This window comes from Paenibacillus xylaniclasticus, from assembly GCF_004001065.1.
Taxonomy (GTDB): Bacteria; Bacillota; Bacilli; order Paenibacillales; family Paenibacillaceae; genus Paenibacillus_T; species Paenibacillus_T xylaniclasticus.
The window spans coordinates 15,748-36,398 of the sequence record NZ_BIML01000005.1 but is presented as its reverse complement, the minus strand read 5'-3'; the positions used below and the strand labels follow the sequence as shown (position 1 = coordinate 36,398).

The 20,651-nt window shown below is 53.8% G+C and carries 12 protein-coding genes; 11 read left to right on the top strand and 1 reads right to left on the bottom strand.

Going from position 1 to position 20,651, the window contains the following annotated elements; all coding sequences use genetic code 11:
* Nucleotides 1-126 precede the first annotated feature (126 nt).
* Nucleotides 127-1,599, bottom strand: coding sequence for a VanW family protein (locus PXY01_RS07480; protein WP_127568904.1), 1,473 nt, complete (start codon nt 1,597-1,599; stop codon nt 127-129).
* A 303-nt stretch (nt 1,600-1,902) separates the two neighbouring features.
* Here PXY01_RS07480 and ftsE point away from each other — a divergent pair, with 303 nt between their 5' ends.
* The 11 genes from ftsE (at nt 1,903) to PXY01_RS07425 (ending at nt 20,578) form a co-directional block, all read left to right on the top strand.
* Nucleotides 1,903-2,589, top strand: coding sequence for a cell division ATP-binding protein FtsE (gene ftsE / locus PXY01_RS07475; RefSeq protein WP_127568902.1), 687 nt, complete (start codon nt 1,903-1,905; stop codon nt 2,587-2,589).
* Entirely contained in the window at nt 2,579-3,496 is a 918-nt protein-coding gene (gene ftsX / locus PXY01_RS07470) for a permease-like cell division protein FtsX (protein WP_127568900.1), read from the top strand. Before ftsE ends, ftsX begins: the two co-directional genes overlap by 11 nt.
* A gap of 12 nt (nt 3,497-3,508) precedes the next feature.
* Nucleotides 3,509-4,723 (top strand): murein hydrolase activator EnvC family protein, encoded by a 1,215-nt coding sequence (locus tag PXY01_RS07465; RefSeq protein WP_127568898.1) that lies wholly within the window; start codon nt 3,509-3,511, stop codon nt 4,721-4,723.
* 200 nt (nt 4,724-4,923) lie between these two features.
* Nucleotides 4,924-6,390, top strand: a complete 1,467-nt coding sequence (locus PXY01_RS07460; protein WP_127568896.1) for a S41 family peptidase — start codon at nt 4,924-4,926, stop codon at nt 6,388-6,390.
* Between the two features lie 205 nt (nt 6,391-6,595).
* Nucleotides 6,596-8,107, top strand: a complete 1,512-nt coding sequence (locus PXY01_RS07455; protein WP_164744333.1) for a PDZ domain-containing protein — start codon at nt 6,596-6,598, stop codon at nt 8,105-8,107.
* A gap of 129 nt (nt 8,108-8,236) precedes the next feature.
* On the top strand, nt 8,237-10,426 hold the full coding sequence (locus PXY01_RS07450) for an alpha-galactosidase (protein WP_127568894.1): 2,190 nt from the start codon (nt 8,237-8,239) through the stop codon (nt 10,424-10,426).
* 626 nt (nt 10,427-11,052) lie between these two features.
* Complete coding sequence (locus PXY01_RS07445; RefSeq protein WP_127568892.1) at nt 11,053-11,514, top strand: MarR family winged helix-turn-helix transcriptional regulator; 462 nt, start codon at nt 11,053-11,055, stop codon at nt 11,512-11,514.
* Nucleotides 11,515-11,540: 26 nt separating this feature from the next.
* Nucleotides 11,541-14,756, top strand: coding sequence for an MMPL family transporter (locus PXY01_RS07440; RefSeq protein WP_127568890.1), 3,216 nt, complete (start codon nt 11,541-11,543; stop codon nt 14,754-14,756).
* 451 nt (nt 14,757-15,207) lie between these two features.
* Complete coding sequence (gene uvrB / locus PXY01_RS07435; protein ID WP_127568888.1) at nt 15,208-17,211, top strand: excinuclease ABC subunit UvrB; 2,004 nt, start codon at nt 15,208-15,210, stop codon at nt 17,209-17,211.
* Between the two features lie 48 nt (nt 17,212-17,259).
* Complete coding sequence (gene uvrA / locus PXY01_RS07430; RefSeq protein WP_127568886.1) at nt 17,260-20,151, top strand: excinuclease ABC subunit UvrA; 2,892 nt, start codon at nt 17,260-17,262, stop codon at nt 20,149-20,151.
* Between the two features lie 148 nt (nt 20,152-20,299).
* Complete coding sequence (locus PXY01_RS07425; protein ID WP_127568884.1) at nt 20,300-20,578, top strand: spore coat protein GerQ; 279 nt, start codon at nt 20,300-20,302, stop codon at nt 20,576-20,578.
* Nucleotides 20,579-20,651: the final 73 nt, after the last annotated feature.

Below are 20,651 nucleotides of genomic sequence, written 5' to 3'. Positions count from 1 at the left end.
TCTATCCGGTGCATCAGTGCCCAGCAGAAGCCGCCGTTACAACGGTTCGCTGCCTAGGAAGAGCGGTCTGGCCACCGCTCCTTTCACTATGTTTTAGTGTAACACGCCGCCTTGTGCGCTGTCAGCCTACGGGGCGGTGATGCCGTCCTCAATGATTTCCTCTTTCGGCTCAGCAGGCGTGCCGGGCCCCTTCTTGCTGTCGGATTCCTCGCCTTTGCCCACGCTGACGAGCGTCGGCTCCGCTTTGTACGTGTCGCGGGAGATTCGTTTGCGGGATATTTCTACCCCATCCTTATACATTGTGCGGTATGTCTCTACCACATAGCCGGGCTTACCCTGCTGTACGATGATCCGACTGCCCTTCGGGAGCCGATCGTTGACCGTTTCTTTAATAGTCGGCTTGATCGTGCTTACGGTCTTTGACTCGATGTCATAGCGTACATTCTCAGGCATCGTCCCGAACAGCTTAACGGTTAGCTTCTTGTTCTCGACGACGGTGCGAATAATAAGATGCTTGCCCGTCGTATTGCGGAATCGAAAGTTGATGCCCCCTTCCGAGAACGTCGCGTCCTGACCGAGCGGTAAGTAGCTGACCGGAATCGAATGGTTGCGCCGCTCGACAATATCGATGCCGACCCGAAGTACGGCATTATACAGCGTGCTTGACACTTGGCATATGCCGCCGCCGATGCCGGGCACAAGCTTTCCGTTCTGGATAACCGGCGCTTCGCGATAGCCAAAGCTTCGCTCCGTTGCTTTGACGATCTTGCTGTAATCGAACACCTCACCGGGCGCGAGCTTCGTATCATTCAAGCTTTTCGCTGTTGCCGTTACGTTGAATGCGCGTCCTTCGGCGCTCGTCGTGAAGTCCGTTGTGAATGACATAATCATCCGGTCAATACCTTCTGCTTTCAGCTTCTCCAGCGTGACCGCTGGCTCTACTACTTTGATCGGCAGGGCGGCAGTGATCCTCCGCTGCAGCACCTTCCGGAGCTGCTCTGCTGTTGTAGGCGGATTCGTCTGCAGTGAGCGGACGCTCTCGTCGAGCTTCTTCCGTAAGGTGTCGACATCGATTCGATAGGCAACCTGATGGGGAGTATACACAATTCGATCGTTCTCCGTAATGATCCGCTTGGCATCCACGGCAGCGCTGGTGTCGATCCATCCCCATTGCTTACGAATTTCTCTATCGACTAGCGAGGAGTCAGATGAATAGCGGATGTCCAGCGTTTTGTCGAAGGAATACCGATAGCGGGCACGGTCGATGATGCCGCCGGCGCGCAGCTGCTCGACCGCCGCCTTCGCTTCGGATATATCCACGGTATAACCAAGCTCTTTCAGCGTCCAAGATCTTGTGTCCCCCTTAGCACCGGCATCGTTAGCGGTTATGGCTGCTTGCTGCTGCTCCCAATTGACCGCGTATTGAGACAGGAGGGAAGCTGCATTATCGATGTCCAAGCCGCCAATCGGAATGCCGCCGGCTGTCGTTCCTTGTGGAACGGTAGAGTCATTCGCATAGATCCATATTGCTCCCCAGCTGACTGAGCCGAGAAGCAGCACGCTAATTACGACGATGAACGTAATATGAACCCGTTTCATTCCAGTTCAGCTCCTCCCTTCACAATCCCTCGAGAACATAAATGGATGGCTCACTTTCGATTGGGCGCTCCTATAAAGATATGCTTGGTACCTGCCTAAACTTGCTATCAATGAATGAAATGCTGCTGCAAAGTTGTGAGCTGCGTCAGAGTATCAGTTACGGTCGACAATCTTCGAATCGCTCGTTTGTCGAATAAATTTTGGATTAGAATTGTTAAAAAATGAGGAAAGCGACGGGTTTATAGAGGATTTCGAGTCTTCCTGTCGAAATAGTAGCGTTGACAACTTACAGGATGTGATACCGTGATTGAAATGCAGGATATCTGGAAGACGTATGCTGATGGCACACATGCGCTTCGCGGCGTCTCCGTCCGAATAGATCGTAATGATTTCGTATATCTGGTCGGTCCTTCAGGCGCAGGCAAATCGACGTTCATGAAACTGATTTACAGGGAAGAGATTCCGACGAAAGGTCAAATCTTCGTTAACGGCTTTAATATAGGAAAGCTGAAGCCGCGCAAAATTCCGTATGTACGTCGTAATATCGGCGTCATCTTTCAAGATTTCAGGCTGCTGCCAAAGATGTCCGTATATGAAAATATTGCTTTCGCAATGGAGGTCATTGAAGCACCGAAGAAGCTGATCCGCAAGCGGACGATGGAGGTTATAGAGCTTGTCGGCCTCAAGGGCAGGCACAACAGCTTGCCGTCGCAGCTGTCGGGCGGGGAGCAGCAGCGCGTCGCGATCGCACGCGCGATTATTAACAATCCGTCTGTCATCGTTGCGGACGAGCCGACGGGTAATCTGGACCCGGAAACGTCATGGGGCATTATGAACCTGTTGGAGGAAATTAATTTCCGGGGCGCCACGATCGTTATGGCTACGCATAACCGTGAAATCGTCAACTCGCTTCGCAAGCGCGTCATCGCTATCGAGGATGGAACCATCGTGCGCGATGAGGCAAGAGGGGAGTACGGTTATGAAATTTAGAACCTTTCTGAGACATTTGCGGGAAGGAGGCAAAAATATCGTGCGCAACGGCTGGATGTCGTTCGCATCGATATCCTCTATTTTTATCTCGCTGTTTATATTAGGCGTGTTTATTTTGCTGTCGCTGAACGTTAGCAATTTCGCCTCCCAAGTAGAAAGCCAGGTGCAAATTCGCGTATTCCTTCAGTTGAATGCCGATAAGGCGACGATTGAACGGCTGAATAACGACATCGGCAACATGGTCGATGTGAAGACGATCACGTTCGTGTCTAAGGATGAAGGGCTGGAGCTGCTTCGCAAGAATCTAGGTGAGGATGGCGATTACTTGCTCGAAGGGTTCGATAAGTCGAACAATCCGCTGCCGGATTCGTTCACCGTCGAGGTGTTCGAGCCGAAGACGATCGCCGATGTCGCCAACCAGATTAAGGCAATCAATAAATCGGATACTACGAAGCCGATTATGAACGTGAAATACGGGCAAGGAACGGTTGAGAAGCTGTTCAAAGTGACCGATATCGTTCGGACGATCGGTATGGTGCTTGTCATAGGCTTGTCCGTTACGGCGATGTTCCTGATCTCCAATACGATTAAGATGACGATTATCCACCGCCGCCGTGAGATTAGCATTATGAAGCTGGTTGGCGCGACGAACGCGTTCATCCGCTGGCCATTTTTTATTGAGGGCGCTTTGATCGGGTTTTTCTCCTCGTTGCTGACGTCAGGTGTTCTGCTGTTCGGCTATTCGAAGCTGATTGAGACCACCAAGTTCGATCTTGGACTGGCTATGATAAAGCTTGTTTCTTATCATGACGTTGCTTTTCTGTTGACCGTCGCTCTTGTCAGCCTCGGTACGTTGCTTGGCATATGGGGCAGTACGATTTCGGTTCGAAAGTACTTGAAAGTGTAGGTGATATTGCAGGTGAAGAAGTCCGGAATTTGGAAAAAATCCGTCGCCGCGCTGCTGGCGTTAGTCGTGACGGTTGCCGTATGGCAGACGAAGGCCGATGCTCCTGAAGCCGAAGCATCCTCCACGATCAGCGAGATTAACAAACAATTGGAGCAAGTAAAGAAGCAGGCGCAGGAGGCTGCAGCGACACGCCGTTCCGCCGAACAGGAAAGCAAGGAAGTGCTCGCGCAGAAGAATGAGGTGGCACAATCCGTGAACGAGCTGTCAAAGCAGATCGATGAGATCGGGCAGCAGCGTAACAATGTGCAGCAGCAAATCGATAAAACGGAGCAGGATCTGATGGAAGCGGGCCAGGAGAAGGAAGAGGCTTCGGCGCGCGTCGTGGCGCGCAAGAAGATGCTCGATTCCCGCCTGCAGCTTATGTATCAGAACGGTGTCGTATCCTACATTGATGTACTGATGAGCTCGACCAGCTTTACTGATTTCATTGATCGATTCGATGCGCTTCAGTCGATCGTGAATCAGGACAAAGATATATTAGAGCAGCATAAGAAGGATAAAGCACTTATCATCCAGAAGGAAGCAGAGATTAAAGAGAAGTTCAACGAGCTCAGCGCCAAGTATGAGAAGCTCGAAAATTATGAAGCGATGCTCGAAGAGAAAGAGAAGGCGAAGAAGCAGCTTATTGCGCAATTGAACGATAAAATGGCGGAGCTTGAGGATATAAGCGAGGAGCAGGAGAAGGTGATGCTGGAGCTGGCGCAGAAGACGGCTGAGCTTGAGCGGAAGAAGCGCGAGGAGCAGAAGAAGCAGACCGTATTCTACACCGGAGGTAAGCTAGCAGTTCCGATTAAGGATCCATACCGGATTAGCGATCCTTTCGGTTATCGGATTCATCCGATTTATCATACGAAGAAGCTGCATGCGGGATTGGATATGGCAGCCCCTGCAGGCACTAATATTTATGCAGCAGAGTCGGGTGTCGTCATTACGGCAGGCTGGACGAACGGGTATGGCTATACGGTCATATTGGATCATGGCAACGGGCTGTGGACGTTATACGGTCATATCCGGAAAGGCGGCATTAAAGTAAAAGTCGGCGATAACGTGAAACGCGGAGAGAAAATTGCTGAGGTCGGCTCGACGGGTAATTCAACGGGCAACCATCTGCATTTCGAGGTTCGTTTGAACGGAACAGCTAAGGACCCGAACGGTTACTTGAAATAGACGTTGGCTGATACGGCCTGTTCATGATAACGAATGCCGAAGATCGGAGTCACGGAAGTGGCTCCTTTCGTTATATTCGCCGCCTATTTTATCAAATAAAAAGGAAGGGCTTGTCATATACTACTCGTTGTGTTGCTTGCCATGGAATGATTAATGCAGCGGCAGCAAGGCTGAAGAAGGACAGACAAGGTGGTGGCGATATGCATTTTAAGTTACGGACGGTCATAGCGTTCGTGGCAGTTACAATGGCGGTCTCGGTTATTGGGACGCTTATGATGACGGAACAATGGGTTATTACGAGGCTCGGTGGCAAGTCGGCCTCGGAGACGGCTGCAGCCCCGCAAGGCGGCCTGAGCGAGAAGGAGACGGAGAAGCTCGGCGCGGTCATGGATCTGATTGAGAACAACTACTATAAGGAAGTTGAGCGCGAAGAAGTCATCAACGGCGCGATTTCCGGCATGATCTCTTCGTTAGACGATCCTTATTCAGTTTACTTGGAGAAAGAGACTGCGAAGCAATTTTCTGAGTCGGTCGACGGCTCCTTCACAGGAATTGGCGCTGAGGTGACGATGGAGAACGGTAAAGTCGTCGTGATTTCGGCCATTAAGGATTCGCCGGCGGAGAAGGCGGGGCTTCTTCCGAAGGACGTCCTGCTTTCGGTCAACGGTGTGAAGCTGGAAGGGCTGAAGCTAAGTGATGCCGTGGCGAAAATTCGCGGTCCCCGCGGAACCAAGGCCAAGCTGGAAATTCAACGCTCCGGTGTAGGTAAACCGATTAAGCTTGAGCTTGTGCGTGATGATATCGACGTCGAGACAGTCTATGCTTCGATGAAGGAAGGCGGCGTCGGCTTGATCGAAATTCGGCAGTTCTCCGTCAATACGGCAGATCGGTTCAAGGAGGAGCTGAAGAAGCTTGAGGATCAAGGGATGAAGGGGCTGGTCATCGACGTCCGCAACAATCCGGGCGGTGTGCTGCCGGTCGTGGAGAAGGTCGTTGAGCCGTTCATTGCGAAAGGTAGAACGATTGTACAGGTCGAGTCCCGTGACGGACAACGGAAGGCGACGAAATCAGAGGGTGAGGGACGCCGTTACCCGATCGCGGTGCTGACGAATGAAGGCAGCGCTAGTGCGTCGGAAATATTGGCGGGCGCCCTTCAGCAGTCTGCAGGTGCGGTGCTGGTCGGCGAAAGGACATTCGGCAAAGGGACTGTTCAGCTATCGGACTTTAAGACGCTCGGAGATGGCAGCATTGTGAAGATGACGATTGCGAAGTGGCTAACTCCGAACGGGACGTGGGTACACGGTACAGGAGTCGAGCCTGACGTGAAGGTCGATCCGCCGGCCGTGTATAAAGCGGCGAGGCTGTCGCGGACCGAGACGCTGCGCAAGGACCAGCTTGGAGATGATGTGAAGAGCTTGCAGCTGATGTTGAACGCAATCGGGTACGAGACGGACCGGAGCGACGGTTATTTCAGTGCGAGAACGGAAGCAGCAGTTAAGCAATACCAGCAGGCAGCCGGCCTTCCGGTTAGCGGGACGGTTGACGCTGCAACGGCGGATGCGCTCGAGCGGGATGTTATTCAGTGGATTCGCGAGGAACGGAATGACGCTCAGCTGAGCAAAGCGCTTAGCATCGTGCGGGATAAGGTATTAGAGGCGGCTAGTTAGCCGCCTATTATATAGCAACGGGGCATGCCTGCCCACCAATGCTATAACGAGAGCGCCGACAGGCGCTCTTTTTGATATCTAGTGTGGATGGCAGGAATATCGTTACAGATGTCGAAAATAAAGAAAGTTGGTTCCAATCATACAGCAGTCGGTCTATTATCATTATAGTAGGATGACTTATCTTGCAGGCCGAAAGGATGATTTAATGGATGCGGTGAACGAGTGGCTGCGTTTGATCGGAGATGGATTAGTACATGCTCTGGCGCAGCCCTTTTATTATTTGGCGTTATTTGTTATTGCCGTTATATATATACGCGGTACGAATATGGAGCGCAAATTATTTCATGTCCGGCTGCATGCGTGGCCGCTGTTATTCGGGCGGACAATAGCAGCCGGGCTTGCGGCCGGGCTGCTATTGTCCGGCTTGTCCGTGCTGCTGGGCACATCGCTTACGACAGACGCGGTGCTCTGGCTGTGGGGGACTGCTGTGGTGCTGGCGCTGCTGCGTCTGCGATATTTGTGCTTCGCTTATGCGGCTGGTGTGCTGGCGCTGCTGCAGTGGGTGCTTCAGTTCGGGACGCTAGAGAAGCGGGGAGATTGGATCGGCGATGTCGCGGCGTCGCTCCTGGCAGTTGACATGCCATCGGTGCTGCTGCTCGTCGCGCTGCTGCACGGAGCTGAGGCGCTGCTTGTATGGCGGCAAGGTTCGAAATTTGCTACGCCACTGTTCATGGAAGGCAAGCGAGGCAAGCTGATCGGCGCTTACCGCCTGCAGGGCTATTGGGCCGTGCCGCTGCTGCTGCTTGTTCCGGCCGGCTCTGGCGGTATCGAGCTGCCATGGACACCGCTGCTGCCGCTTATTTCCGGTGAATATACGGATGGAGGCGCTGTTGGCTGGTCGTTCGCGGCTGTTCCCATGATGATCGGCTTTACGGAATGGACCCGATCACAGCTGCCGGAGCACAAGGCGAAGCAGACCGCGAAATCGCTGCTCTGGTATAGTCTCGCGGTTGCAGCTGCGGCGCTTGCCGCCGCGTGGTTGCCGGCGCTGCTTCCGCTTGCTGCACTTGCTGCGCTGCTTCTGCATGAGCTGCTCATATGGTCAAGCGGACGCCGAGAATCGGAAGGAACGCCGTTGTTCGTACATGATGGACGGGGGCTTATGGTGCTTGGCATCGTACCGGGAACACCAGCTGCCCAAATGGGGCTGCAGAGCGGCGAAATTTTATATAAGGTTAACGGTATGAGAGTGCGTTCGAAGGAAGAATTGTACGATGCGCTGCACCGCAATTCGGCATTTTGTAAGCTGGAGGTGCTGAATCGGGAAGGTCATGAGCGGTTTGTGCAGCGGGCCCGATACGCGGGTGAGCATCATCAATTGGGTGTTATTCTTGCTCCGGACGACCGTGCTGATTATTATGTGGAGCCGGCTCCGGGATCGCTGCTGAAGCTGCTGTTCAGCGGACGCACTGCACACCGGCGGGAAGCGGGATACGGCCATGGCGGCGGAACGGCCGCCATGGAGCAAGCGGCGGCACTCGCGCAGTCGATGGGCGGCAACGAGCATGCTGCGGCATCTGAGTCTGCTGTACCGGTCGAAGCTTTGCGAAACGCCGATTCGCCGCTTAGCGTGGAGGCCGCTGACCGTGATACAACCGCCGATGCCTTGGCAGGCGATAGCGGACCGGCGCTGCCCAGCCGCTCTCGTCGCAAGTAAGGCTTCCGGGTCGCCGCGCTACATTTGTCCATATGAACATGAGAAACCTCCATACTCAAATAAAGACGGGAATGCCATAATGATTCATGATGAGCATTCCTTTTTTTATGCAAAGGGGGAAATGGACCAATGGCGATACATTATGATGCTTCTAACCGCTTATTCCATCTTCAGACGGCCGGGACGAGCTATGCTTTCGAGCTTGTTGAAGGGCGATATCCTTCCCACGTCTACTGGGGACGCCGTATTCGCGGCCAACAGCTGCATAGGCTGGTTGAGCGCAGCATGCGTCCTTCGTTCTCGCCGCTTCCGGTGCCGGGGCGGCATGACCTTTCATTCGATACGATGCCGCACGAATATCCTGGTTACGGTAACTCGGATTACCGTAGTCCAGCATTCGAGGCTCGTTACAATAACGGGTCGAGTGTAACGGATCTGCAATATGAATCGCATGAGATCATTTCTGGTAAGCTTGCTCTCCCAGGCCTGCCTGCCGTTTACGTGGAGTCGGATCATGAGGCGCAGACGCTTCGCATCAAGCTTCGCGACAGTTTATCCGGTCTTGTGGTTACGCTTTCATATACCGTTATGGAGAAGCTGGATGCGATTACGCGCTCTGTGTCGATATCGAATGAGGGGAGTGAGGCGGTTGAGCTGCGCCGCGTTTTGTCTATGAGCCTTGATATGCCGGACGATCGCTATGATTTGCTGCAATTGTCCGGTGCTTGGTCTCGTGAACGCGACGTTTATCGCAGTCCGCTGCGCCCTGGCATGCAATCGATTGAGAGCAGAAGAGGCTCCAGCAGCCATATGCAAAATCCGTTCATTGCTCTGTTAGAGCATGGCGCAACTGAAGATACCGGCAGTGTGTACGGGGTAAGTCTCGTTTACAGCGGCAGCTTCCTGGCTGGAGTGGAGGTGGATCAGTTCCGCACCGCCCGTCTATTCATTGGCATTAATCCGTTCGACTTCGGGTGGCGTCTAGAAGCAGGGGAGACGTTCCAAACGCCGGAGGCTGTGCTTGTCTACTCGCCGGACGGACTGGGCGGCATGTCCCGGATCTATCATGAGCTATATCGTACACGTCTGTGCCGTGGTCAATATCGTGATGCCGAGCGTCCGGTGCTCGTGAACAACTGGGAGGCGACCTATTTCGACTTCGATGCTGACAAGCTGGAAGCTATTGCGTCGGTAGGCAGTGAGCTTGGTATAGAGCTGTTTGTGCTGGACGACGGCTGGTTCGGACGACGCAATGACGATACGAGCTCGCTTGGCGACTGGTTCGTGAACGAGCAGAAGCTGCCGGGCGGGCTGCAGGATGTGGCTGGTCGGATTAACAAGCTTGGCATGCGCTTCGGTCTATGGGTTGAGCCGGAGATGGTGTCGCCGGACAGTGAGCTGTACCGCGCACATCCGGATTGGTGCTTGCATGTGCCGGGCCGTTACCGGACGGAGGGCCGTCAGCAGCTTATTCTCGATCTGAGCCGGCCGGACGTACAGCAGCATCTTATCGAGACGATCTCCGGGGTGCTGAACAGCGCTCCGATCTCCTATGTCAAATGGGATATGAACCGCAACATGACCGAAATCGGCTCCGCTCTTCTGCCTCCGGAGCGGCAGCGGGAGACGGCTCACCGCTACATGCTCGGGCTGTACAACGTACTGGAGAAGATAACGTCAGCATTCCCGAACGTTCTGTTCGAGAGCTGCTCGGGCGGAGGCGGACGGTTCGATCCAGGCATACTTTATTACATGCCTCAGACGTGGACGAGCGACAATACGGATGCGGTCTCGCGCCTTCGCATTCAATATGGCACCAGTATCGTGTATCCGGTCAGCGCGATGGGGGCGCATATTTCGGAAGTGCCGAACCATCAGGTAGGCAGAATCACTTCGCTTGAAACGCGCGGTCATGTAGCGATGTCAGGTAATTTCGGCTATGAGCTTGATCTCACCAAATTCTCCGACGAAGACAAAGCGATCGTGCGGAATCAGATCGCGGAGTACAAGGCGATTCGCCCACTCGTTCAGTTCGGCGACTTCTACCGCCTGCACAGTCCATTCGAGGGCAATGTTACGTCATGGATGTTCGTATCTAAGGATCGGACCGAATCGATGGTCGTATATGTTCAAGTGCTCAACGAGCCGAATGAGCCTCTTGGCCGATTAAAGCTCAAGGGGCTTGATCCTTCGCGAGATTATCGCCTCATCGGCACTGACCGCATCTATGGCGGCGACGAGCTGATGTATGCCGGCATCGCCGCTCCGCGCTTTAACCGCGATTTTGGCAGCGCTATGCTTCGATTTGTCGCGGAATAGAAAGCAGTTTCAGCCGCTCCGGTCTAGGGGCGGCTGTTCTGCTTCTCCCTCTTTTTGCAATGGTGATCATTAATATGGCTCCTCTATTACCTACTTCTTCATACGTGATCGACTGGCCTTGACCACTTTTTCTTCTTCCTCTTTGCTCATAACGAAGGAATGGGCGTTTCGACCTTCCTCAATACAACCTTCGGCCTCGACCCGCGCCTTACCCCCCCCACCTCAGATCTCAACCTTCAGCTTACACCCTACACCCCTTAACTCTCTGACTAAAATCTTCAGCCCTTATCCTTCAGTTCTCACACTCTGCACTCCTTACCCCCAGCTCAACTTCCTCGGCTCTCTTTCTGCTGCTTCCTAATTCTACCGGCCCTATATTCGCTTGCATTGTCTTCAAACCTCTTCCCTTACCTTTCTCAATCTTCGATTCGCGTCATCCAGTGCATCTGTACTGCTCCTGTTTTTCGTAGCCTTGCACCTAATTTTCATCATCTATGTTCACATTTTGTTCGATTGACCATACTGGGTATTTTTGTTATAGTTCGATAGTGAAACTGTTTTATAGTGAAATGGTTAGATTGTCGAATAATCGAGAAAATCAATGATACAGAAAGGAGCGAGATACGATGGACAGTGAGACACTGCATCAGATGATCGAACGATACAATGCGGCATCCTTCACGGTGAATCGGAGGCTGAACGCCTTGATTCGGGATATCGTCCCTGACGATATTACGCCTGATCAGTGCTGGGCATTGCGTTATTTGCGAGAGAACGGCCGCACGACTTCATCGGAGCTGGCGGATATATTTTGTGTAGCTAAGAGCTCGATCACAGCTATTATCACCCGGCTGTCCGATAAGAAGCTGATTGACCGTATACCAGACGAGAAGGACCGTCGTGTGACCTACTTGGCGTTGACGCCGGAGGGCGAGGAGATCACAAGGTTGTTTGACCGTAAGCTGGGGGATCTGCTGAGTCAATTTTTGGTGTTCTTCGATTACAAGGAAGTGCGCACGTTCATAGAGACTTTTGAGAAGCTGGCTGCCGTGCTTGTTCATACGCAAGGGCAACCGGAATCGAAATAGAATCGTGAAGGCAGGGATCGAGCAGGATGAGAACGATTATAAGAATGCGATGGCTTGTGCTGATTATATGGGTCGCGGCGCTTGCAGGCTTACTGTTCTCCGCTCCCGATATGGCGCAGCTCGTAAGGGACAAAGGACAGGTTAACGTACCGGACGGCTATAGCTCGACCAATGCGGCTAAGCTGCTTGAAGGGTTGAAAGGTGATGGAGGCGGGGATACCGGGCTTTCGACTGTGCTTGTGTTCCATCGTGACGGCGGGCTTGACGCTGACGATATGGCGCAGGTGCAGGAGGCAGTTGAACGGTTGTCGAGTGATGGGGAGCAGTACGGCGTAATGTCGGTTACGTCCCATTTTATAACGGAAGAATTGAAGGATCAGATGGTGTCTGAGGACGGGGAGACCGTCATTGTACTGGCGAGTGTCGAGTCGGAGGGCAGACTGCCGAAGGAAATGAGCGATGCTCTCTATAAAGCGATGTCTGACGTGAAGGCCGAGCATTATATTACCGGCGGGTGGGTCATTGGCGAAGACGTCGTCCAGAGCTCGCAGGAAGGGCTGAAGAAGACGGAGCTGATTACGGTCGGCTTCATTCTTGTCATTCTATTTATTGTGTTCCGTTCAGCGGTAGCTCCGATCGTGCCCTTGCTGGCCGTCGGCTTCAGTTATCTTGTGTCGCAATCGATTGTTGCATTCCTTGTTGAGTACTTGGACTTCCCGCTGTCTAACTTTACGCAAATCTTCATGGTGGCGGTTATGTTCGGTATCGGAACGGACTACTGCATTCTGTTAATTAGTCGATACAAAGAAGAGCTGGCTCATCGCAGCGATCGGACGGAAGCGATCGTCGAAACTTACCGGACGGCAGGGCGCACGGTGCTGTTCTCGGGTCTGGCTGTATTCGTCGGCTTCGTGGCGATCGGCTTCTCAACATTCGTGCTGTACCGCTCGGCGGTCGCGGTTGCGGTAGGTGTGGCCGTCATGCTGATTGCATTGTTCACACTTGTCCCGTTCTTCTTGGCCGTATTCGGCAACGCGCTATTCTGGCCGGCCAAAGACTCGCTGGAGCACAAAGAAAGTCGTATGTGGGGAGCGGTCGGCGAATTCTCGCTCAGACGGCCGCTCTGGGCGCTCGTCATTCTGCTTGCGCTGACGGTGCCGGCACTAACGGTGTATAAAGGATCTATTTCGTTCAACTCGCTGGATGAGATCGGCGATAAATATGATTCGGTCAAAGCGTTTAATCTGGTGGCGGACAGCTTCGGACCAGGAGAGACGCTGCCGACGACGATCGTCATGAAGGCTGACCAGCCGTTGGATACGACGGAGGGACTTGCGGCGGTTGAGCAGGTTAGCCGAGAATTGGTGAAGGTCGAAGGCGTTCAGACGGTGCGCAGTGCTACGAGACCGATGGGGACGGCGCCGGACGACTTCATGGTGGCTTCTCAAGCGAGCACGCTGGAGGACGGTCTGGGACAAAGCGGTGACGGTCTTACAACGATCGGAAGCGGATTGTCCGAGGCGAGCAAAGCGCTGAACGAGAACGCGCCGAAGCTTGCAGAAGCAGCGGACGGCGCAGGTAAGCTTGCGGAAGGGACAGCGGCATTGAAATCCGGCGTCGCTGAGCTTGGAGCAGGCCTGAAGCGGATCGAGCAGGGCATTAAGGATGGCTCGCTTGGAGCTGGACAGTTGAAGAGCGGACTTGAGGAAGCGCATCAGAGCGCAGTCCAGCTTGCCGATGCTGCGAAGAAGCTGAGTGACAGCTATAGCGGTCTGGGTACTGGCTTGCAGCAGCTGCAGGGCAGCTATTCGAAGCTGGCTGAAGAGCAAGCGAAGCTGGCGGACGGTCTTGCGGCGGTTAGCACAGAGCTGGAAGGACTCGGTGACCGATATCCGGAGCTGCGCAATGACGATGCGTTCACTAACGCTCTGGGCACTGTCGACAATCTACAGAGGAATGCGACATTGTTGAACGAGCAGCTAAGCATGCTGAACGGTCAGCTTGGCGGCGTTGTCGATGGAATCGGTCAAGCGAATGAGGGGCTAAGCCAAGCGGCGGCCGGTCAGGCGGCGCTCGCTGCAGGCTTGCAATCGCTGGCGAATGGGATCAGCGAGCTGAAGACAGGACTGGAGCAGGCAGCAATCGGCCAGAGCACAATCGTATCGAAGCTGCCAGGCGTAACGTCTGGTCTTGATGAGCTGGCGGCTGGTCAGAAGGAGCTTCAATCCGGATTTCAAGAATTGAACCGCCAGCTGTCTGAATTGACCGGCGGTCTAGAGCAAAGCGTCGATGGCTTGAAGCAGGTGACCGACGGATTGGGATCGGCAAGAGGGTATTTGTCCGAGCTGTCTTCCGTGCCGAACAAAGATATTACCGGCTGGTTCGTACCGGATGAGGCTGTAGAGGATGCGCAGTTCGCGCAAGCGCTTGACGCTTACATGTCGCCGGACCGGATGACGGTCAAATTCGATGTCATCTTCAACGGCAACCCATATGAGCTGGAGACGATGTCGCAGATCGAGGCATTGAAAGCGGCGGTAGCCCGCGGGCTGCAGGATACGACATACGCTTCTGTGGAATACGCGGTCGGGGGTGTAACGAGCAGTAACCACGATTTGAACGGCATTTCGAATGCCGATTATTCCAAGACGGTCGTGTACATGCTGATCGGAATCGGCATCATTCTAATCGTGTTGTTCCGGTCGATTGTGATGCCGTTGTATGTGATCGCCTCGCTGCTGCTAACCTTCTATACCTCGCTGGCGGTATCGGAGCTTATCTTCGTGCGTTGGCTCGGCTATACGGGAGTCAGCTGGGCGGTGCCGTTCTTCGGCTTCGTCATGCTGGTGGCGCTCGGAGTGGATTACAGCATTTTCTTAATGGATCGGTTCAAGGAGTACCGCCATTTGCCGCCTTCGGAAGCGATTCTGCTCGCGATGCGGCGGATGGGGACAGTCATTATGTCGGCAGCGGTCATCCTCGGAGGCACGTTCGCAGCGATGCTGCCGTCAGGTGTCATGTCGCTGCTGCAGATCGCGACGATTGTGCTGTGCGGCTTGTTCATGTACGCGCTCATTATGCTGCCGCTGTTCATTCCAATCATGGTTCGGATGTTCGGCGAAGCGAATTATTGGCCATTCATGCGGCGCTCAGAGGATTCCTCCAGGGGAGGCTCATCATCTAAGCGTCATGGTGGAATCGGGCATCATGGCTCCGGTCGACCGCAGGATACAACGGTATAATACGTTCATAGGGCAGTCCAGAAAGTCAGTGAAAGCTGACCGACGGACTGCCCTTTTTCACATGCGGGGCAAACGAGCTATTTGCGCGAAAAGACTGCACGAGGTGCAGGCTTTTTCGGGCTATTGTTCGCAAACGGCTATTATTGCAGCGGATGCAGAATTCTGGAATCGAAGCAATTGAGCAGATGGCTTTATACAGCTTGTATCCGTTCATCTGACTTTGGGAAGGTTCGAATCCTACGTGTATGCGGCATCGAGGTGCCGCATATTCCAAATTGCATCGGCAACTGGAAAACGATATAATGGATGGGAACACACATTCGAGTTTCTTAATGATGAGAGACGACTTCAATCGGCTGCTGTCTATTGAGGCAGGCCTGTTGGGCATACAGATTAATAGAACATTATTTCTTTCGTTATAAATTAGAAGTTAGGGAGGTGAGCGGCCTGCATGGAGACTGTTGAAATGCTGAATAAGCCGTTCAAGCTGGTGAGCCAGTATAAGCCGCAAGGCGATCAGCCGGAAGCGATCCGCGAGCTGGTCGAAGGCGTTCAGAGCGGTAAACGGTATCAGACGCTGCTAGGTGCGACGGGTACGGGGAAGACGTATACGATCGCCAATACGATTGCGCAGCTGAACCGGCCAACGCTCGTCATCGCGCACAACAAGACGCTGGCTGCGCAGCTGTGCAGCGAGTTTCAGGAGTTTTTCCCGGAGAATGCGGTATCTTATTTCGTCAGCTATTATGACTACTTCCAGCCGGAAGCCTACATTCCTTCGACAGATACTTACATTGAGAAGGATTCGAGCATTAACGATGAGATCGACAAGCTGCGTCACTCCGCGACGAGCTCCCTGTTCGAGCGGCGGGATGTTATTATTGTTGCCAGCGTATCGTGCATCTATGGTCTCGGTTCGCCAAGCGAATATCGAAGCCTTGTGCTGTCGCTGCGAGTCGGGATGGAGAAGTCGCGTGACGCTATCTTGCATAAGCTTGTCGATATCCAATACCAGCGGAATGACATCAATTTTATTCGCGGCACTTTCCGCGTTCGCGGCGATATTATCGAGATCTTCCCCGTTGCGAACAATGAGCGAGCGCTGCGTGTAGAGCTGTTCGGTGACGAGATTGAGCGCATTACCGAGATTGACGTACTGACCGGCGAGATTATAGGCGAGCGCGAGCATGTGGCCATTTTCCCGGCGTCTCACTTCGTTACGCATGAAGAGACGATGAAGCGGGCGCTTGTCAACATCGAGAAGGAACTGGAGGAGAGGCTCGCGGAGCTGCGCGACCAGGGCAAGCTGCTTGAAGCGCAGCGGCTGGAGCAGCGGACGCGCTACGATATCGAGATGATGCAGGAGATGGGCTTCTGTTCTGGGATTGAGAACTATTCCGGACCGCTTACCTTCCGTGAGCGCGGTTCGACGCCGTATACGCTGCTGGACTATTTTCCGGATGATATGCTGATCGTGATCGACGAATCCCATGTGACGCTGCCGCAGATTCGCGCTATGTATAACGGTGACAGAGCACGTAAGGAAGTGCTGGTCGAGCACGGCTTCCGGCTTCCGTCTGCATTGGACAATCGACCGCTACGATTCGAGGAGTTCGAGGAGAAGGCGGGTCAGATGATTTATGTTTCCGCGACTCCTGGACCTTACGAGCTGGAGAAATGTCCGACTATGGTGCAGCAGATTATTCGTCCGACGGGCTTGGTCGATCCGCCGATTGAGGTGCGTCCGACGAAGGGGCAGATCGACGATCTGCTCGGAGAAATTCGGGATCGGGTAGCGAAGGATGAGCGCGTGCTCGTGACTACGCTGACGAAGAAGATGGCGGAGGATCTGACGGATTACTTCAAGGATGTTGGCGTCAAAGTACGGTATATGCACTCGGACATTAAGACGCTGGAGCGGATGCAAATTTTACGAGATTTGCGCTTGGGCACCTTCCATGTTCTCGTCGGCATTAACCTGCTTCGTGAAGGGTTGGATTTGCCGGAGGTTTCGCTTGTTGCGATTCTTGATGCGGATAAGGAAGGGTTCCTTCGCTCGGAACGGTCGCTGATTCAGACGATCGGCCGCGCGGCAAGGAACGCGGACGGACGCGTCATTATGTACGGCGACAAGATTACGGACTCGATGGATCAAGCGATCAAGGAGACGGAACGGCGGCGCGCGATTCAGCTTGCATATAATGAGAAGCATGGTATAACGCCGCAAACCATCCGTAAGAAGATCCACAATGTCATTGAGGCGACGAAGGTTGCCGAGCAGAAGGCCGATTATTTGACGGGCACCTCGGGCAGCAAGCTGACGAAGAAGGAGCGCCAGTCAATCATTCAACGGCTGGAGGCGGAGATGAAGGAAGCGGCGAAGAACTTGCAGTTCGAGCGTGCTGCTGAGCTGCGCGATGCGCTGCTGGAGCTTAAGGCGGAGATGGACTCATAGGGGCGGTATAGGCCTCATTCTATAGAGGGAAGAGAAGGTGGAGCAGGAGTGGCAAGCGATCGGATAGTCATTAAGGGGGCACGCGCCCACAATTTGAAAAATATCGACGTCACGATACCGCGCGATAAATTCGTCGTGCTTACGGGCTTAAGCGGTTCCGGCAAATCATCACTCGCTTTCGATACGATCTATGCGGAAGGGCAGCGGCGTTACGTCGAGTCGCTGTCCGCTTATGCCCGCCAGTTTCTCGGACAGATGGAGAAACCAGACGTCGATTCGATCGACGGGCTGTCGCCGGCGATCTCGATTGATCAGAAGACGACGAGCCGCAACCCGCGCTCGACGGTCGGAACGGTAACGGAAATTTACGATTATCTACGGCTGCTGTTCGCCAGAATAGGCAAGCCGCATTGTCCAGACCACGGCATCGAAATTACGTCGCAGACGGTTGAGCAGATGGTTGATAGGATCATGGAATTTCCAGAGCGGACTCGGCTGCAAATATTGGCTCCGATCGTATCGGGTCGTAAGGGTGAGCATACGAAACTGCTGCAAGAAGTCCAGAAGCAGGGCTTCGTCCGCGTGCGGATTGACGGCGAGCTTCAAGAGCTGGGCAACGAGCCAATCCTGCTGGAGAAGAACAAGAAGCACTCGATTGAGGTCGTCGTTGACCGGATCGTCGTGAAGTCTGACATTCAGACGCGGCTCGCGGATTCGCTGGAGACGGCGCTGAAGCTGGCGGACGGCAAAGTGATCGTTGACGTAATGGAGAAGGAAGAGCTGATGTTCAGCTCGAATCTGGCTTGTCCGGAATGCGGCTTCAGCATCGATGAGCTGGCGCCGCGCATGTTCTCGTTCAACAGTCCGTTCGGGGCTTGTCCAGAGTGTGACGGCCTCGGGGCGAAGATGATTGTCGACCCGGACCTGCTCGTTCCGGATAAGTCGAAATCGATTGAGGATGGCGCGTTCGAAGCTTGGGCAGGCAGCACTTCGACGTATTATCCACAGTTTCTTGCTGCAGTGTGCCAGCATTACGGCATTCCGCGCAATGTACCGGTAAGCGAGCTGAGCGACGAGCATATGAAGAAGCTGTTGTACGGCACCGGCGGTGAGCTTGTAAAATTTAAATACGAGAACGACTTCGGCCACCGGAAGGAAGCGCTCGTTGCGTTCGAAGGCATCGTGCACAATTTGGAGCGTCGGTACCGCGATACCGCTTCAGATATGATGCGTGAAGCAATTGAAGAGTATATGAGTGCGAAGCCTTGCGGAACGTGTAAAGGTCATCGTCTGAGAAAGGAAAGCTTAGCGGTTACGGTCGGACAGAAGAATATCGCGTATGTGACCTCGCTGTCGATCGGCGAAGCACAGCGTTTCTTCAGTGAGCTGGAGCTTAGCGATAAGGATAAGATGATCGCGAACCTTATCCTGAAAGAAATTAATAGCCGGCTCGGATTCCTTGTGAACGTCGGTCTTGAATATTTATCGTTAAGCCGGGCTGCGGGCACATTGTCGGGCGGCGAAGCGCAGCGTATTCGGCTGGCTACACAGATCGGTTCCAGTCTGATGGGCGTGCTGTATATTTTGGACGAGCCGAGTATCGGCTTGCATCAGCGGGATAATGACCGCCTTATTAAGGCGCTGGAGCATATGCGCGATCTCGGCAACACGCTGATCGTCGTCGAGCATGATGAGGATACGATGCTGGCGGCTGACTATATTATCGATATCGGACCAGGAGCGGGCATTCATGGCGGTCAAGTCATCTCGCAAGGCACGCCAGCTGAAGTAATGGCCGATGAGAAATCGCTCACCGGCGCTTACTTAAGCGGACGGAAGTTTATCGAGGTTCCGCTGGAACGGCGCAAGCCTGCTGATAAGTGGCTCGAGATCCGCGGCGCGAAGGAGAACAACCTGCGCGGACTGAACGTGAAGATTCCACTCGGCGTGTTTACGGCGGTTACCGGCGTTTCAGGCTCCGGCAAGTCGACCCTCGTGAACGAGATTTTGTATAAGACGCTGGCGCGCGATTTGAATCGAGCGAGAGTTCGCCCAGGCGAGCATAAGGAAATTCGCGGCCTTGAGCATTTGGAGAAGGTTATCGATATTGACCAGTCGCCAATTGGACGTACGCCGCGCTCGAACCCTGCAACGTATACAGGAGTATTCGATGATATTCGTGACGTATTCTCCAATACGAATGAAGCGAAGGTGCGAGGCTATAAAAAGGGCCGGTTCAGCTTCAACGTGAAGGGGGGCCGCTGCGAGGCGTGCCGGGGCGACGGTATTATTAAGATCGAGATGCACTTCCTGCCGGACGTCTATGTGCCATGCGAAGTGTGCAAGGGCAAACGGTATAACCGCGAGACGCTCGAAGTAAAGTACAAAGGGAAAAATATTGCCGAGGTGCTTGATTTGACGGTCGAGGATGCGGTTGAGTTTTTCCGGAACATTCCGAAGATTCACCGGAAGATGCAGACGCTGTTCGACGTCGGGCTAGGCTATATGCGTCTCGGCCAATCGGCAACGACGCTGTCGGGTGGCGAAGCGCAGCGCGTTAAGCTGGCAGCTGAGCTGCATCGCCGCAGCACGGGCAAGACGATGTATATTCTCGACGAGCCGACGACCGGTCTGCATGTCCACGATATTGACCGTTTGCTGCAGGTGCTTCATCGCTTGGTCGACAGCGGCGAGACGGTGCTCGTAATAGAGCACAATTTGGACGTTATCAAGACGGCTGATTATTTGATCGATCTAGGACCAGAAGGCGGCAGCGGAGGCGGGACGATTGTTGCAACAGGCGCGCCGGAAGCCGTCGTGAAGGAGGACGGCTCATATACCGGCCGTTATTTGAAGCCGATTCTTGAGCGTGACCGGGAACGGACCATCAAGCGGCGGCAGGAAGCGGAGCAATCGGTCGCTGCGGGTGCAGCGGAGTAATCGATAAGGAGATTAGTCGAAGGTGACTGATCTCCTTTTTTTGTTCACAGCTACCCTTTACTTGACCATACCAGTAACGATTAGCTCTCATAACCTATTATCGAAGAGATAGCTTTCGTAAAGATTGGAAGAGAGAGGATGCTGTTTAATGGGAGAGGCAAAAGGTTGCGTCGGGCGGAGGAAACGGCGAGACCGGACTGGAGGCCGGAATGCTAGCTTTCGGCGGTGGATCAAGTCTGTTAAAGGGAACTTGGCGACCTTTTATTTGACTTATCCGAACAACTCGCAATGGAATGCCCGTACGGTCCAAGGTGTTATCGTGTCATCAGGCAGCGATTATGTCATTATCATGGATGAAGCGACCGGACGTACCGAGATGCTGCTGTATCGAAACTTGGATTACGTTACGATTGACTTGATCTACTAAGAATCGAGCGGCTTATTAGTGACTGCATCATTTCGGCGGTTTTGGCAATAATATATGTCGATTGTGGATGCAT

What these genes read in the sequence shown, in the direction of transcription:
- PXY01_RS07480 (WP_127568904.1), bottom strand. Translation starts at nt 1,599, where the DNA reads ATGAAACGGGTTCATATTACGTTCATCGTCGTAATTAGCGTGCTGCTT.
- ftsX (WP_127568900.1), top strand. Translation starts at nt 2,579, where the DNA reads ATGAAATTTAGAACCTTTCTGAGACATTTGCGGGAAGGAGGCAAAAAT.
- PXY01_RS07460 (WP_127568896.1), top strand. Translation starts at nt 4,924, where the DNA reads ATGCATTTTAAGTTACGGACGGTCATAGCGTTCGTGGCAGTTACAATG.
- PXY01_RS07455 (WP_164744333.1), top strand. Translation starts at nt 6,596, where the DNA reads ATGGATGCGGTGAACGAGTGGCTGCGTTTGATCGGAGATGGATTAGTA.
- PXY01_RS07450 (WP_127568894.1), top strand. Translation starts at nt 8,237, where the DNA reads ATGGCGATACATTATGATGCTTCTAACCGCTTATTCCATCTTCAGACG.
- PXY01_RS07445 (WP_127568892.1), top strand. Translation starts at nt 11,053, where the DNA reads ATGGACAGTGAGACACTGCATCAGATGATCGAACGATACAATGCGGCA.
- PXY01_RS07440 (WP_127568890.1), top strand. Translation starts at nt 11,541, where the DNA reads ATGAGAACGATTATAAGAATGCGATGGCTTGTGCTGATTATATGGGTC.
- uvrB (WP_127568888.1), top strand. Translation starts at nt 15,208, where the DNA reads ATGGAGACTGTTGAAATGCTGAATAAGCCGTTCAAGCTGGTGAGCCAG.
- PXY01_RS07425 (WP_127568884.1), top strand. Translation starts at nt 20,300, where the DNA reads ATGGGAGAGGCAAAAGGTTGCGTCGGGCGGAGGAAACGGCGAGACCGG.